Genomic DNA, 14,313 nt, shown 5'->3' on the forward strand with positions numbered 1-14,313 from the left:
GAGCCCTGCTTGTTCATCGCTCACCGTCCGAAAACGGATCGCAATTTATTCTTTTATCAGACAGGTCTACATTACAAATCGAAAGGCAAACGGGGAAGACTTCTGGGGTGTTGCAAATTGTCGCGAGCTTTCTTCTTGCCCAAAAAGGCAACAAGATTTCACCTTTTCCGTTAAGTTAACGCGACTATTGCAACCAGCGCATACAATTTTACCGAATATATCGACATCATTCCACAAAACACCCAGAAAATACTTATAGATGAAAGTCTAAGGGCAAGAACACCATCAGACTAACATCTAGGTCATCTGGGCTACCCGCTCTGCCTATACTCAGATATATCAAAATATGTAACACTCTTAATTCCTAGCTCTTCACCAGAGCCAGTAACCATCTTGGGAAAGTTCATTATCACTTCAAGGGATCTTCCTGTTCCCTTGTGCGGGAATTTGAATGCCTGGGGGATTTCATGAAAAACCATCCATTAAACACATCGTATTTCGACAAAGACCTCCCAAAAACGGACGCCAATTACACACCACTCAGCCCGCTAAGTTTTTTGGAAAGGGCTGCAAAAGTTTTCCCAACCCACACAGCGATCATCCACGGTAGCATCCGCCGGCCTTACAAAGAGTTTTACGAACGCTCCATCCGCCTTGCCAGTGCTCTGTCAAAACACGGCATAGGAAAGAATGATTGTGTGTCGGTGATGCTGACCAACACCCCACCCATGCTCGAAGCCCATTACGGTGTGCCAATGGCTGGCGCAGTACTGCACGCACTCAACACCAGATTGGACGCAGCAATCATCGCCTTCCAGCTGGATCACGCGGAAAGCAAGCTGGTTATTGTTGACCGCGAGTTCTCAAAGGTCATGAGCGAAGCTCTGGAACTGGCAACCTTCAAGCCAACCGTTGTGCTCTATGACGACAAAGAGTTCCCTCAATCAGCACCAGCCATCGGAGAGCTGGAATACGAAGAGCTGATCGCAAGCGGTTCAACTGACTTCCAGTGGCAACTCCCTGAAGATGAATGGGATGCCATTACACTCAACTACACCTCTGGCACGACCGGTAATCCGAAAGGCGTCGTTTATCATCACCGCGGCGCTTACCTACTGGCACAGGCAAACATCATCACAGCCGCCATGGGCAAGAAGCCAGTCTATCTCTGGACGCTCCCAATGTTCCACTGCAATGGCTGGTGTTTTCCATGGTCACTATCTCTTGTTGCAGGAACCCATGTATGCCTCCGCCAAGTTCGGCAAGGCCCGATTTGGAACGCATTAGCAGACGAAAAAGTGACCCACCTGTGTGGCGCCCCAATCGTCATGTCCACGCTACTCAACACGCCAGAAGATCAGAAACGCAAGCTCACTCATGAAGTCGAGTTCTTTACCGCAGCAGCGCCACCACCAGAGGCCGTGCTCGCAGCAATGGCAGAGGAAGGCTTCAACGTCACGCACCTATATGGTCTGACCGAAGTCTACGGACCAGCTGTCGTCAACGAATGGCATGAACACTGGGATGAGCTGCCAAGCTCTGAGCAAGCAGCCCTCAAAGCAAGGCAAGGCGTCAACTACGTTGCTCTTCAGGATCTCGCCGTGCTGGATCCAAAAACCATGCAGCCAGTCCCAGCTGATGGAGAAACCATCGGCGAAGTCATGTTCAAAGGCAACGTGGTTATGAAGGGATACCTGAAAAACCCATCCGCAACGCAAGAGGCATTTGCAGGTGGCTGGTTCCATTCAGGAGATCTCGGCGTTCAGCACGAAGATGGATACGTCCAGCTCAAAGATCGCTCCAAAGACATCATCATCTCAGGAGGTGAGAACATCTCATCCATCGAGATCGAGGAAGTGCTCTACAAACACCCGGAGATCTCCGCGGCAGCTGTGGTCGCTCGGCCCGATGACAAATGGGGCGAAACACCCTGTGCGTTTGTTGAGTTGAAAGAGAACAGCAGCGTGACCGAAGCTGATATCGTCGCCTACTGTAAAGAGCACCTGGCCAGCTTCAAATCGCCAAGGACAGTTGTCTTCACCGATCTGCCCAAAACGTCTACCGGCAAAATCCAGAAGTTCGTACTGCGGGAACAAGCCAAAGCGCTGGCCTGAGCACAAACAAAAAATGCGCCGCATAAAGCGGCGCATTCTCTGATAATTCTGGAAGAGGAAGCTAACCCGTCACTCGTAATCGCGAGATTTCATCCTTAAGCTTCAACTTTTGCCTTTTGAGATTGCCAATCTCTAGTTCATCCATTGATGGATGATGCTTGGCGCTTTCCAGCTCCTTCTCAAGAGTAGCATGGCGGCGTTCCAGCTCAGTCAAATGCTCACGGATGGACATAGGTTTTAATCCTCCTACATTGTCTCTGTTACAAGAGGATGATGGCACCATTTTCATGAGTTGTCGAACGATGATTAGCTGTTTTTTTTCGGCCTCTACAACGCGAGATCGTTAATTCATGAAAAACTTAGGGAACTTATAAATGACCCAGTAAATTTCAGTGATTGCCACTACCAGCAAAAAGGGAAGCTCACCAAGTATTCAACCCTATATATACGCTACGTAAATTCGTCATGCGACACGACTTCCTGTAAAAATCGTCAGACTCATGTTCATCGCGCCGACACATTCGGTATACTGTTACAGAGCGGTGAATTGCGACAACGCGCCCCACCAGATTTTATTCACTGATGGGTAGAGTTGCACACAGACCGATACGTGTCATGTGAGGACAAAACGATGACGGAAGACAACCTTGATCAGGATAGCATTCGCTCCGAACTGGCGGAGCTGAGGCAGGAACATCGGGATCTGGATCACTCCATTGAAGCACTCATCGAAACAGGACGATCAGATGTCCTTCAGCTGCAACGCCTGAAAAAGAAAAAACTCATGCTAAGAGATAAGATTCAGGTACTGGAAACCCAGCTCTTACCTGACATTATTGCCTAAATTAGAGGCAGAGCTCTAACCTTCGTATATTATTGGCATTTCTTGTAGTAATTGGGTTGAAACACGCCGTGGTATTTCTATAATCCGCGCTTTCTTCCCAGCCGCTCAGAGGGTGCCCGTTTTATGAACCGCACAGATCAGCCAGAAGTCGCCATCATCATGGGAAGCCAATCCGATTGGCCAACCATGAAAAACGCCGCAGACACGCTAGAAGCACTGGGAGTTTCCTATGATGCTCGCATCGTCTCCGCGCATCGCACTCCGGACCGTCTGGTAGAGTTCTCCAAAACCGCAAAAGAGAATGGCTTCAAGGTTGTCATCGCTGGCGCCGGTGGAGCAGCTCACCTGCCGGGCATGGCAGCATCTATGACTCCATTGCCAGTCTTCGGTGTTCCGATTGAGTCGCGCGCCCTGAAAGGTCAGGACAGCTTGCTCTCTATCGTACAGATGCCAGCAGGCATTCCGGTTGGTACTTTGGCCATTGGCCGCGCCGGTGCAGTCAACGCAGCACTCATGGCAGCAGCCGTTTTGGCACTCAACAATCCGGAGATCGCCGCCAATCTGGATGACTGGCGCGAGAAGCAAAGTCAGGCTGTTGCTGAAAAGCCAGTCAATCCGGAAGAATAAGAGTTTCAGAGGCGCCCATTTGCAGGCGCCTCATTTGTTTTAACTGCCCTAACATCTGGCCCCTAACTCTGGAAAGTTTTCGAAATGGGTTCCACACTACGTCCTGGTGACACGATTGGTATTCTGGGTGGAGGTCAGCTTGGTCGCATGATCGCTCAAGCTGCCAGCAGGATGGGCCTGAAGTGCCATATCTATTGCCCGGATGAAAACAGCCCGGCCTTTGAGGTCTCCGCAGAAAAGACCGTTGCAGCTTACGAAGACGAGCAAGCGCTCACCCAGTTCGCAAAAAGCGTTTCTGTCGTCACTTATGAGTTCGAGAACGTACCAGGCGAAACCGCCCGCATTCTGGAACAGTTCGTGCCAGTCCGCCCGGGCCCACTCGCGCTGAGAGTTTCGCAGGACCGCCTCGAAGAGAAGACTTTCCTCTCAGAAGAAGCTGCTACGCAGGTCGCTCCTTTCATCAAGGTCGACAATCAGGCAGAGCTGGAAGCAGCCCTCATGGAACTAGGCGGCCAAGGCGTCCTGAAAACACGTCGGTTTGGATATGATGGCAAAGGCCAGATCATGATCCGCACACCTCAGGACATCGAAGGCGCCATGGATAAGCTCGGCAACCAGCCAGCTATTCTGGAAGGCATCGTTCCGTTCGAGAAGGAAGTCTCCATCATCGTCGCTCGTGGTGTCGATGGCACCGTGAAATGCTACGACCCAGCAGACAACTACCATAAGAACCACATCCTTAAGACCTCCAGAGTCCCGGCAGACATTCCCGAAGCAACAGCGCAGGAAGCCATAGACATGGCAACCCGCATTGCAGTTGCCCTGGATTACGTCGGTGTGATGGGCGTGGAACTGTTCGTGGTGAAGGACGGTGACAAAACAGAGCTCAAGGTCAACGAGATCGCACCTCGCGTTCACAACTCTGGCCACTGGACCGAAGACGCTTGTCCTGTTTCTCAGTTTGAACAGCACGTACGCGCTGTCGCGGGCTGGCCACTTGGCACTCCAACCCGTGCGCACAACGTCATTATGGAAAACCTGATTGGCGACGACGTGAACACGTGGGAAGCCGCATTACTGGAACCAAATGCTCGTCTGACACTTTACGGCAAAGCAGAGACACGCGAAGGCCGCAAGATGGGCCACATCAACCGCCTCTCTCCAAAGTCATAGTCAGCAACGACATCCAACAAAAAAGCCCCGAAGACCAATCCGTCTTCGGGGCTTTTCTTTTATCTTGAAGCCTATCCCAGCCTCACCAGACCAAGCTGATCTCGCTTTTGGAACCGGATCAACAACAGGATGCCGGTGATAAAGAGACCACTCGCCAATCCAACCCAGATCCCTTCCGGACCCCAGTTGAACGTGAAGGCCATGACGTAGGAGAGCGGCACACCGATAATCCAGTACCCAATCACCGCAATCACCATCGGTATGCGGGTGTCGGAAAGACCACGCAGCACACCACCGGCAACCACTTGAATGCCATCAACCACCATGTAAACGGCAGCGATAAACACCAGCGGCACACCAAGACGGATCACATCAGCTGCATCAGGGTTGCTGCTGTCCAGATAAAACGAAATCAACGTATCCGGGATCGCGACAAACAGAACCGCTCCGAGCAGGCCGATCACGATAGACCAGATCAACGCCACCCAGCCAGCACGAGTAATGCCATCTGCATCACCACGGCCAGACGCGATACCAACACGCACAACAGCAGCATTGGCAAAGCCAAGCGGAATCATGAAGGCGATACCAGAAAGCTGAACCGCAATACCGTGCGCAGCCAGTTCCAAGGTACCAATCCAGCCCATCATCAGCGCCGCAGCAGCAAACAAGCCAACTTCAGCAACCAGCATCAGGGAAATCGGCCAGCCGAGGCGAAGGATCTCAAAGAACGCAGGCCAGTCAGCGCGCCAGAAACGCACGAACACTTCGTACTTGCGAGACTTCTCTTCCCAGAACACATAGGCCACCAGGATCACACAGGACGCTAAAGCGGTCACAACGGACGCAATACCTGCACCCAAAATGCCTAGTTTAGGGAACCCGAAGTAACCAAAGATCAGCACGTAATCGAGCAGAGCGTTGACGATTGCACTCACCACAGTCGCCCACAACACAATCTGCGAGCGCTCAATACTGGTCAGGAAGCTACGCAAAGCCGCCACGAAAAGAGACGGATACATAGACCACTGCACAATGCGCAGATAATCCGCAGCAATGGCAGAAACCTCAGGATCCTGTCCCAACGCCAGCAGAACACTTTCGCCATTCCACAGCACGACCATCGCAAAGGTCGTGTAGATCAGCGAGATCCAAAGCCCCATGCGCGAAGCACGACGCACATTGCGTACGTCGCCTTTACCTTCGGCTCTGGATGCCAATGGCATAACGGCCTGAACAAATCCAAGTCCAGCCAGCCAGATCAGAAAGAACAGCTGCAAGGCCAGCACGGATGCGGCCAGCTCTGTTGCGCCGAGCCAGCCGATCATCAATGCATCGGTGGCGTTGATTGCCATCTGCGCCAGCTGCGCACCGATCAACGGCAATCCCAAAATAAGCGTTGCATTGGACTCCCCCCACCATGCAGACATGGCTGTGGGTTTGGCAACGCTGGTGCTTTCAACCCGCGTCATCATAAGCTCCTGAAGAAAAGGGCATGGAGCCCCTCCAGAACTTGAGCCTCTCAAGAACATAAACGAGATCGCGACCCGCAATTGACCGCATCACCTCGCTGGGAGGAAACTTCCTATAATAGAAACAGACCGACAATTTCTCAGCGGTTCCCTGCCTAAGCAATTCCGCTAGTGAAAAAGTCGATTACGCTACTTTGCAAAACTCTTCGGGAATGTCCAGAGGAATAAAGCAAGGCGCATTATCACCGCCATAGATCATGATGTGACCGCAAGGCACTTCGTACCAACCTTGCCCACCCTTCTCCAAAGGCTCGGACACAACACTCAAGTTACTGTTATGCAAGCGATAATAGAGACTTGGTACGATCTTGTCGCTGGAGCAACGCACCGCATAAAGACGCTCGCCATCAGTTAAGGCCATCGCTACACGCAACGGAGCAATGACATCATTGCAACGCATAATCTCAAGCGTTTTCGTCAGCACCTGTTGCACAGCCCCCACAGGATCAACATCCAGGCCATGGCTCATCATCGCAAGAAACAGAGCTTCACTGTCCGTTGTACCCTGGCGAAAACGATAAAAGTCATCGTTGATCATGCCTTCGATCTGCCGGCGGATATCATCATATCCCCCGATCTGTCCGTTATGCATGAACATCCACTTGCCAACGGCAAACGGATGACAGTTGGATCGGGAGGTCGCAGTACCAGTAGACGCGCGCACATGCGCAAAAAACAATGAGGACTTCAGCTGCTTTGTAATACTCAGCAGGTTCTCATCACCCCACGCTGGCTGTGTGTCACGATAAAGACCCGGCTCAGGTTTATGGCCATACCAGCCAATTCCGAAACCATCACCATTGGTGTTCACCTTGGCTTCCGCACAATGCAGGCTCTGCGCAATCAGAGAATGGTTGGGCATTGAAATCAGCTCTTCCATAAAAATGGGAGCTCCACGGTACGCAAGCCAGCGGCACATTACTTTATTCTTTCTTCTGATCGATTACCCAAATGAGGTTCTCAGATTATGCATGATCCACCTGCACGTATAAACCCCTTCCCTATAACTAGAGTAACGAGTTTTCTCAGTGACCCTTCTGAGAATCTAAAGTGAGCATGCCAGAAGCGCAGTGTCCCGCTCGACTCATCCTCTATCTCCGAATACGACGAACGGCGTTTGAAGCAAATTTCACTCAAAACTCCACCTCGATTTCCACCGTTCAGAAAAGCTCCTGTGACTTTTTTCGGCATCAAAAGAGAGATTCAACCATACACAACCAAAGATTGCATTATGCGCATCAGAGTTCAGCCATAAAGTTATAATGGATTTTGAAAGCTATTTTTACTTATCTTTTACTTTAAGCAAGAAGCCGCCGATACGCCAACTTGAAGAAAACGTACGACTGCTGCTGCGATTGCCTTGCTCTGGAAGAGGTATTCCCCCTTATCCCATCTATAAATTAACATAGATTCTCAAGTAAGGAGGTAGACAGCCCACACTCAGTCTGCTAGTTACCCCGTCAAGAAGCGACGCATCAGCGGCGACGAAGTCCTTGTGACTCGTGCATATGCGCTAAGCATCGCTATCAATCATTTCATTTATGTCGTTCTGGATATCTTATCCGGAATGCTCGAAGGTAAGGATAAACGCGTGCAGGTTCTCGTTCGCGATAATAACGTCGATCAGGCGCTGAAAGCGCTTAAGAAAAAGATGCAGCGTGAAGGCATCTTCCGTGAAATGAAGCTTCGTGGCCACTACGAAAAGCCATCTGAAAAGAAGGCTCGCGAAAAGGCTGAAGCTATCCGCCGCACCCGTAAGCTGGCACGTAAGCGCGCACAGCGTGAAGGCCTGCTGCTCGGCAAAGGCCGTCGTTAATTCGGCGATATCCGGGGCATCGCAAAGCTAAGGTTCAACAATGTTTGACACAGCCTGCGACCTTCTCGGAGCTTGAATTCAGAACGGACTAACCGGTAAGCCGGTTGGTCCGTTTGTTGTTTCTGCTGGTTCATTCGACCTTTTTTTGCCACACTAAAGTGTAGGCTACCGTGTCATTGCAAGGACTCTTTAAGAATGGGGCACATTCTCGTGAACTATAAACTGGCTAAAGGCATCTGCGCGTGTCTGCTCGCGCTTGGCGTTGCAGCGTGCCAATCCAACTCTTCCGGCCTTGTTTATCAGAATGTACCTATCGACAAAGCTGTTGGCTCTTCCTCCAACATCGATAGTCTGAGTGCTGTTGTTGACGCAAACCCAACCGATGCAGACGCTTACAACAAGCGCGGCATCGCATATGCAAAAGCAGGACGCCTTGATCAAGCAACTGAGGACTTCAACAAGTCCCTGCAATTGCGTCCTAACTCTTATCAGGCTTATGCAAACCGCGCGCTGGTGGAACGCCGCAAAGGCAACACCTCACAAGCCATTCAGGATTACAGCGCAGCTCTGTCCATCAAGCCAGATTATGTGAAGGCTCTCAACGGACGCGGCAACACGTACCGTTCCATCGGCCAGAACACGTCAGCCCTGCGGGACTACAACGAAGTTATCCGTCTGAACGCTGGTGACGCACAGGCCTACCACAACCGCGGCCTCATCTATCAGGCACAGGGCCTGCAGGAAGCCGCGCTGAATGACTTCTCATCCGCAGTCGGCCTGAACTCCCGTGCTTACTCACCACTGATCGCACGTGGTGTAACCTACCTTTCACTCGGCGATGCAAAATCCGCCCTTAAAGACTTCAACGCAGCAATTGCACTGAACGGAAAGTCCGCATCAGCATGGGCAAACCGCGGTCGCGCTGAAGAAGCTTTGGGGCAGATCACTGAGGCACGTCAGTCCTATACCAGAGCATTGCAGCTTTCCTCGACAAACCAGATCGCGAAAGAAGGCGCCAAGCGTCTGGCAGTGTCCTCTGGCGTACCGCAAGCCTAAGCGCTTTATACATAGAGCTTCCAAAGGCCGGGCTTCCGGCCTTTTTTATTACCTCGACCCCAGACTGTGCCTCAGCATCCAGTTGATCTCATCCCGCCAATTAATCATACGGATCGGCGTGCCATGAGAGCCCGTCTCAAACAAACGAAACCGCACCGGATATCCCTTTGTCTTGGATACAAGCGCCTGAAACAAAGCATATTGCTTTTCCCAGCTGTACACCCGATCTGCACTCCCGTGACCAAACACGATAGGCACACCAGCCCCATAAGCTTCGCTTGAAAGAAGCCGTCGATCTGTAGCACCTCCAAGGAAAAACAAACCAGACAGACGGCCTGCCACACCAGCGTCACTAGCCAAGCCATAACAAACCTGAGACCCCATGGAGCCACAGGCAACAATCACAGCAGCATTTGGGGCGAGTTCTCGATACTGCGCAATCAGCTCCCGAATTTCCTGCGTGCCTCTCGGACTTTCAAGCTTCACGTCAGGCGATAAATAAACCCCGCCGTTTCGCACCATCAGGTTCTTGAGGCGATTGAAGTTCCCACCAAACGTCCAGTCCGCATTCCCCTGTTTCCGGTTACCGCCCTTTCCATGCAGATAAAGCACCAACAGTTTCGTCTTGGCATCAGGAGAGCCAACACGAATGTGCATTCGCTTGCTGCCTGCTAAGACTGCTGAGCGTTCCCGTACGTACCAGGACGGTCTGCTGGAAACATACCGTCCGTCAACGCGCCGCTCAGGAATTTCATCCCGCTCCCGCAAGTCCCGTTGTATCTGGTAATCGAGCCTCAAAAACGCATCGCCCTGCCCCTGCTCCAACACAAGCGGATAAGCAAAGAGTTCATCCTTATAGGGTTTCAGCTCAAAGCCAGCAGCCTGAGAGAACGACAAACCCACCATCATCAGACCGACAATAATCCTGAAGCAGCTTTGCAGAAGCCCAAGCATCACCAGCCTCCTACGGCTTCAGGTAATCATGTATAACCCGGCCATACGGCAATGTGAGATCGGTGATAAAGTGAACTCCACCCAGCGACTTGAGCATAGGCAGGTCAGCAACCGGCGCATTGGCATGGTGAAACAGCTGTAAGCTCGCAGGGCCAGACCAGGCCCCCTTCACAGTCACATCAGCGACTTCATAAGCAACCAGCTGAGCAATCGCCAATGAGCCATCAACATCAGGAATAAGCTTCAGATTCACCTGCGTTTTCTGCAATTTCTTCAGGATCGCATCCGGATGACACTGCGTACCATGCTCCACATCGTAAAGAAGGTGCTGGTACTTATAGCCCATCGTCGCGATCGCGATCGTTACCCCATCAAACTCCAGATGCCCTGTCAGCGTTGCCCCTGTCACACTTAACTCTGGATGCCCCAGCTTCTTAGGGAATCCCCAAATCTCACGCCCTCCAAAGATCGGCGGCGTATCATCAAGAAACATCTGCTGGGTGAAATTGACTGGATGGTCGCCAAACTTGGCAGGGATCACGATGCCAGATTCAGTATAATCCCCAAAGCCAGCAGAATCTGGCATGCGGATCACCTCAAACATCACCTTGTTGGAACCATCCGGCTCCAGCGGTTCTGGCAAGGCTTCTCGAATAGCGTCGGGATCACTCTCATAGGAGACCACAAAGAACTCGCGGTCGATAAACCTGTAAGGCCCCTTGGGATAAGCAGGAGAAGCAATCGGCATGGAAGCCTGTTCAAGAATATCGGCAATTTTCATGGACCACCTCGATCATGAAAGGGTGTGATGCACGGCCAAATCACCAGCCAGCGCGCTCTCACCATAAGCATCGATATTTTGGATGTTGCCCCTTGGGTTTTGGGGTGACACTTTCAGAGCTCACCCCAAACACTTTTTCAATCAGCTGGTTATGTCGATTTCCTTGAAGGTCGCGACCGGCGCTTTTTCGCGGATAACCCAGTTCAACGCACCGAGCTCTGTTTTCAGCGTCGGATGAACCAGTCCAAACATGCGAAGCTCACTTGCGCCAGTCCCGGAGCTACTCTGATTTACACGGCTGGCAATGTTGAGCGTGGTGGTAGACTGATCAACGCTCCACCCAATTCGGTCACCCGCTACAAACGCAACTTTCCGTCCTGTACGCGTAGTCCCGATTGCAACGCCCTCAACCAACTCCACAGAAGCAAGGCGCTCCGTATCAATGTGGTAATCAGCAATCATCATCAGGCCAATCAGATAATAATAACCGGCTTCCTGAGACAAGCCTCGACGGCTCGCCTGATCAATTAACGCAGCTTTGCCACGAACACCTTTCAACGCATTCAGGCTTGCAACAAACACAATCTTTTCGCCGCGTGTCATGGATGTAGCACTCAGGAAGGACTGCGTGGTCCGCTGCGGAACAGCCATCTCACCCAGCATCTCCCGCATCTTCTCATCCGCAACTGTTGGGCTCGCCTTCAACGCTTCACTAAAGTTCGTCGTTGCCAGCACTCCACTCACAGCGGTGCCAGCACCACCAGGAATAAACACAGTCGCCAGATTGGTCAGGCGGTTAGAAGTGGCATAGGCCCAGGCAGCTTTATCAAGCTCATCTGATAGCGGAGGAAAGGTCGTATACGGGTCAACATTCGCAGCCACAGCAATGTAACGGCGTGCCTTATCTCGCCCGACCACAGCAGCAGCAACACTTTCAACCGCAGAAGTCTTCTTGGCTCCGCCTTTGGAAGGCGCAGTCGCACCAGAGTTACCGGTAATTGTGTTGACTGTCCCGTTCAGCAGCAACCCAACCCCATCAGCAGTGGAACTGAGTGTTTCTTTCGGATCGGTGACAAGGCTTCCTAAAAAGGTCAGTGGCTTGGCAACAGCACTTACGACGCCCTCGCCCGCCTGCGAAACCGTATCCATCTGCTCAATACCGCGCAGAGCTTGAAGCTCATTAATCCGCTTTTTCAGCGTCGCAGTACCGCGCACTTTGTAGGTCTTACCCTGAACCCGAAGGCTGTATTGAAGCAGCGTCCCATTCCGAAGGACGGGCGGTAAAATCTCATAATTGCTGCCACGCACGGCAACACCCTCTTCCTTCAGGATCTGGGAAAAACCCAAATCTGAAGAGGCAGAGTGAGACGGCGATGAAGCAATCGCGACCACAATGAAGATAGCAAGCAATAAAGAACAGCGCAGGAGTACGCGAACAGTTTGCGCAGTAGACATAAGATACCCGAACTCAGAACAACTATTACTAAGGCCCTATCCTTCAATAATGATCAGAAAAGGGCAGCGCCTCCGCTGAATCTCGGGGTTGAAACGAAAAATCGCAGAAGCACACAGCTCCTGCGATCCTCAAAACCTTTTGAAACCTGAGGGTTTCCTAGATTGTCAATGCAACCGTCACCGCACACGCAATCAGGAAGACGATTCCCGGCACAACGTGGGCTCTGTCGCCAGATGCCATACCAACACCTGCTGCAATCACATTGGCGACTGTGATGATACTTGCCCATACCGTCCCGGCAGTACCACCAAATCCAACCATTGCAATAACCAATACGAACGTAAGAACTGCAAGAACGCCAACTTTTGAGAAGTTGATGAAGTTCTTGTAGGTCTTCTCGTGTTCCTCATAATCCATAACAGACGCGCTCCCGTCAGCCATGATTCCCCCTCGAAACAAGTAGTTTTCCCGATACGAGTCTTTAACATCACAATGTCATGTGACGCAACTTCCGTTAAGAACCGCTCCGGAAATAACCGAGGTGTCGGGGATAATTCCAGCTGGCAGAGTATGGGCTTCAATCAGCAGCAGTCAAACCACATAAGTCCAGTTGCTGCTTTTGATGGGCAGTCAGCACATCCCGCTCAAACCCATCAATCTGTTCGTTGAACAGCTGGTGAAAGTTCAGCTCAGCACGCAAATGCAGAAACACAGATCCAAGCCCAATGGCAGCACGGTCCATGAAAACGAAGTAGCGAGGGATCTTTACCGGTCCCAACTCTTTCAAAGACTGATGTACCCGGAACGCTTCTTTCCGGCCATAGGTCGCTGGAGACACACCATCCGCGATGGAACGCGTCCTGTCACTGAGCAACGGACCAAAAATGAAGTTCGCCCAAATGTTCAGCGTCTCGATGAGTTCTTTCGTCAGCCCTTCAAAACCCCAAGTCTCATAGGCTGAAACCACCCGCGCCTGATCATCCTCAAGCAGCCCGTGATACAGATCAACAACACCCTGAACAAAGTCAGGCGGGAAGATCCGCACGCATCCATAATCTAGAAGGTTCACCCCCGCGGGCTCTTTGCCATCCTCAAAGATTGTGTAATTGCCAAGATGAGGATCTCCATGGATCACCCCGTAATGAGCAAAAGGATGCCACCAGGCTTTGAACATGACCTGCGCGATCTTATTGCGGGCCTCCAGCTTCTCCTGCCTGTACGCAAGCAGCGGACGCCCCTCCAACCAGCTCATGGAAAGCAAGCGCCGTGTTGAAAGATCCTCAACCACCTCTGGGATCTGGATCTCTTCATCCTTTGCAAACACATTGGCATAAAGCTTCGAGTGTCGTGCTTCACGTCGATAATCCAGCTCTTCGCGCAGACGGGCGCCGACTTCCTTCGCAATCTCGGATGTTTCAATCGCTGGCCGGAACCGCCGGTGCAATGCCAGCAGCATATCAAACTGGTTCAAATCGGCCTCTACCGCACTATCCATATCAGGATATTGCAGTTTGCACGCCAACATCGATCCATCCTGATTAAACGCGCGGTGCACCTGACCAAGAGAAGCCGCAGCTGCTGGCTCCTTCTCAAACTTATCGAATTTGCCTTGCCACCCTGGCCCGAGCTCAGCGCGCATACGTCGCTTAACGAATGCCCATCCCATCGGCGGAGCATTCGCCTGCAAGCTGGCCAGCTCTGCTGCATACTCTGGCGGCACCGCGTCCGGGATCGTCGAAAGCAGCTGCGCCACTTTCATCAGGGGCCCTTTTAGCTCTCCAAGAGATTCTGCAATAGCGGCGGCATTCTTTGCGGGGTCTTGATCCCAACCGAACAGCCTGCCAGCAGCAAGCTTGGCTGCAATGCCGCTCATGTTGCCGCCAACCTTGGCATAGCGACCAATGCGGGCAGTCATTCGGTTTGCTTCGCGATCACGAGATGAAGGCATATGGGGTTCCTG

14 protein-coding genes are annotated in these 14,313 nt (G+C 51.9%); 6 read left to right on the top strand and 8 right to left on the bottom strand.

The window, feature by feature from the left end:
- Nucleotides 1-467: 467 nt before the first annotated feature.
- Entirely contained in the window at nucleotides 468-2,114 is a 1,647-nt protein-coding gene (locus tag AC3CB2_RS20940) for an acyl-CoA synthetase (protein ID WP_352936166.1), read from the top strand.
- A 61-nt stretch (nucleotides 2,115-2,175) separates the two neighbouring features.
- On the opposite strand, the gene AC3CB2_RS20945 is transcribed toward AC3CB2_RS20940, so the two are convergent.
- Nucleotides 2,176-2,346, bottom strand: coding sequence for a YdcH family protein (locus tag AC3CB2_RS20945; protein ID WP_008551400.1), 171 nt, complete (start codon nucleotides 2,344-2,346; stop codon nucleotides 2,176-2,178).
- A gap of 399 nt (nucleotides 2,347-2,745) precedes the next feature.
- Between AC3CB2_RS20945 and AC3CB2_RS20950 the strand changes: the two genes are divergently transcribed.
- From AC3CB2_RS20950 to AC3CB2_RS20960, 3 genes are all read left to right on the top strand, one after another.
- A complete protein-coding gene (locus AC3CB2_RS20950; RefSeq protein ID WP_008551464.1) occupies nucleotides 2,746-2,958 on the top strand; it encodes a YdcH family protein in 213 nt (70 codons plus the stop codon).
- A gap of 123 nt (nucleotides 2,959-3,081) precedes the next feature.
- Nucleotides 3,082-3,585, top strand: coding sequence for a 5-(carboxyamino)imidazole ribonucleotide mutase (purE, locus tag AC3CB2_RS20955; RefSeq protein WP_008551529.1), 504 nt, complete (start codon nucleotides 3,082-3,084; stop codon nucleotides 3,583-3,585).
- 84 nt (nucleotides 3,586-3,669) lie between these two features.
- Entirely contained in the window at nucleotides 3,670-4,758 is a 1,089-nt protein-coding gene (locus AC3CB2_RS20960) for a 5-(carboxyamino)imidazole ribonucleotide synthase (RefSeq protein ID WP_352936167.1), read from the top strand.
- Nucleotides 4,759-4,829: 71 nt separating this feature from the next.
- Here AC3CB2_RS20960 and AC3CB2_RS20965 read toward each other — a convergent pair whose 3' ends face one another.
- Together AC3CB2_RS20965 and AC3CB2_RS20970 are read right to left on the bottom strand one after the other, a co-directional pair.
- Entirely contained in the window at nucleotides 4,830-6,230 is a 1,401-nt protein-coding gene (locus AC3CB2_RS20965) for an MATE family efflux transporter (RefSeq protein ID WP_208609232.1), read from the bottom strand.
- 184 nt (nucleotides 6,231-6,414) lie between these two features.
- A complete protein-coding gene (locus tag AC3CB2_RS20970) occupies nucleotides 6,415-7,152 on the bottom strand; it encodes a class II glutamine amidotransferase (RefSeq protein ID WP_244421328.1) in 738 nt (245 codons plus the stop codon).
- A gap of 705 nt (nucleotides 7,153-7,857) precedes the next feature.
- Between AC3CB2_RS20970 and rpsU the strand changes: the two genes are divergently transcribed.
- On the top strand, nucleotides 7,858-8,106 hold the full coding sequence (gene rpsU / locus AC3CB2_RS20975; RefSeq protein ID WP_235861627.1) for a 30S ribosomal protein S21: 249 nt from the start codon (nucleotides 7,858-7,860) through the stop codon (nucleotides 8,104-8,106).
- A 195-nt stretch (nucleotides 8,107-8,301) separates the two neighbouring features.
- Nucleotides 8,302-9,162 (top strand): tetratricopeptide repeat protein, encoded by an 861-nt coding sequence (locus AC3CB2_RS20980; RefSeq protein ID WP_352936170.1) that lies wholly within the window; start codon nucleotides 8,302-8,304, stop codon nucleotides 9,160-9,162.
- Between the two features lie 48 nt (nucleotides 9,163-9,210).
- Here AC3CB2_RS20980 and AC3CB2_RS20985 read toward each other — a convergent pair whose 3' ends face one another.
- From AC3CB2_RS20985 to AC3CB2_RS21005, 5 genes are all read right to left on the bottom strand, one after another.
- Complete coding sequence (locus tag AC3CB2_RS20985; RefSeq protein ID WP_352936172.1) at nucleotides 9,211-10,116, bottom strand: alpha/beta hydrolase; 906 nt, start codon at nucleotides 10,114-10,116, stop codon at nucleotides 9,211-9,213.
- 10 nt (nucleotides 10,117-10,126) lie between these two features.
- Nucleotides 10,127-10,897 carry an acetoacetate decarboxylase gene (locus AC3CB2_RS20990; protein WP_014286984.1) on the bottom strand — a complete coding sequence of 257 codons (771 nt, stop codon included), beginning with the start codon at nucleotides 10,895-10,897 and terminating at the stop codon, nucleotides 10,127-10,129.
- A gap of 141 nt (nucleotides 10,898-11,038) precedes the next feature.
- Nucleotides 11,039-12,352 carry a hypothetical protein gene (locus tag AC3CB2_RS20995; RefSeq protein ID WP_054783559.1) on the bottom strand — a complete coding sequence of 438 codons (1,314 nt, stop codon included), beginning with the start codon at nucleotides 12,350-12,352 and terminating at the stop codon, nucleotides 11,039-11,041.
- A gap of 157 nt (nucleotides 12,353-12,509) precedes the next feature.
- Complete coding sequence (locus AC3CB2_RS21000) at nucleotides 12,510-12,794, bottom strand: aa3-type cytochrome c oxidase subunit IV (RefSeq protein WP_208609234.1); 285 nt, start codon at nucleotides 12,792-12,794, stop codon at nucleotides 12,510-12,512.
- Between the two features lie 136 nt (nucleotides 12,795-12,930).
- Nucleotides 12,931-14,301 carry an ABC1 kinase family protein gene (locus AC3CB2_RS21005; RefSeq protein WP_352936175.1) on the bottom strand — a complete coding sequence of 457 codons (1,371 nt, stop codon included), beginning with the start codon at nucleotides 14,299-14,301 and terminating at the stop codon, nucleotides 12,931-12,933.
- Nucleotides 14,302-14,313: the final 12 nt, after the last annotated feature.

Source organism: Pseudovibrio sp. SCP20 (genome assembly GCF_057774105.1).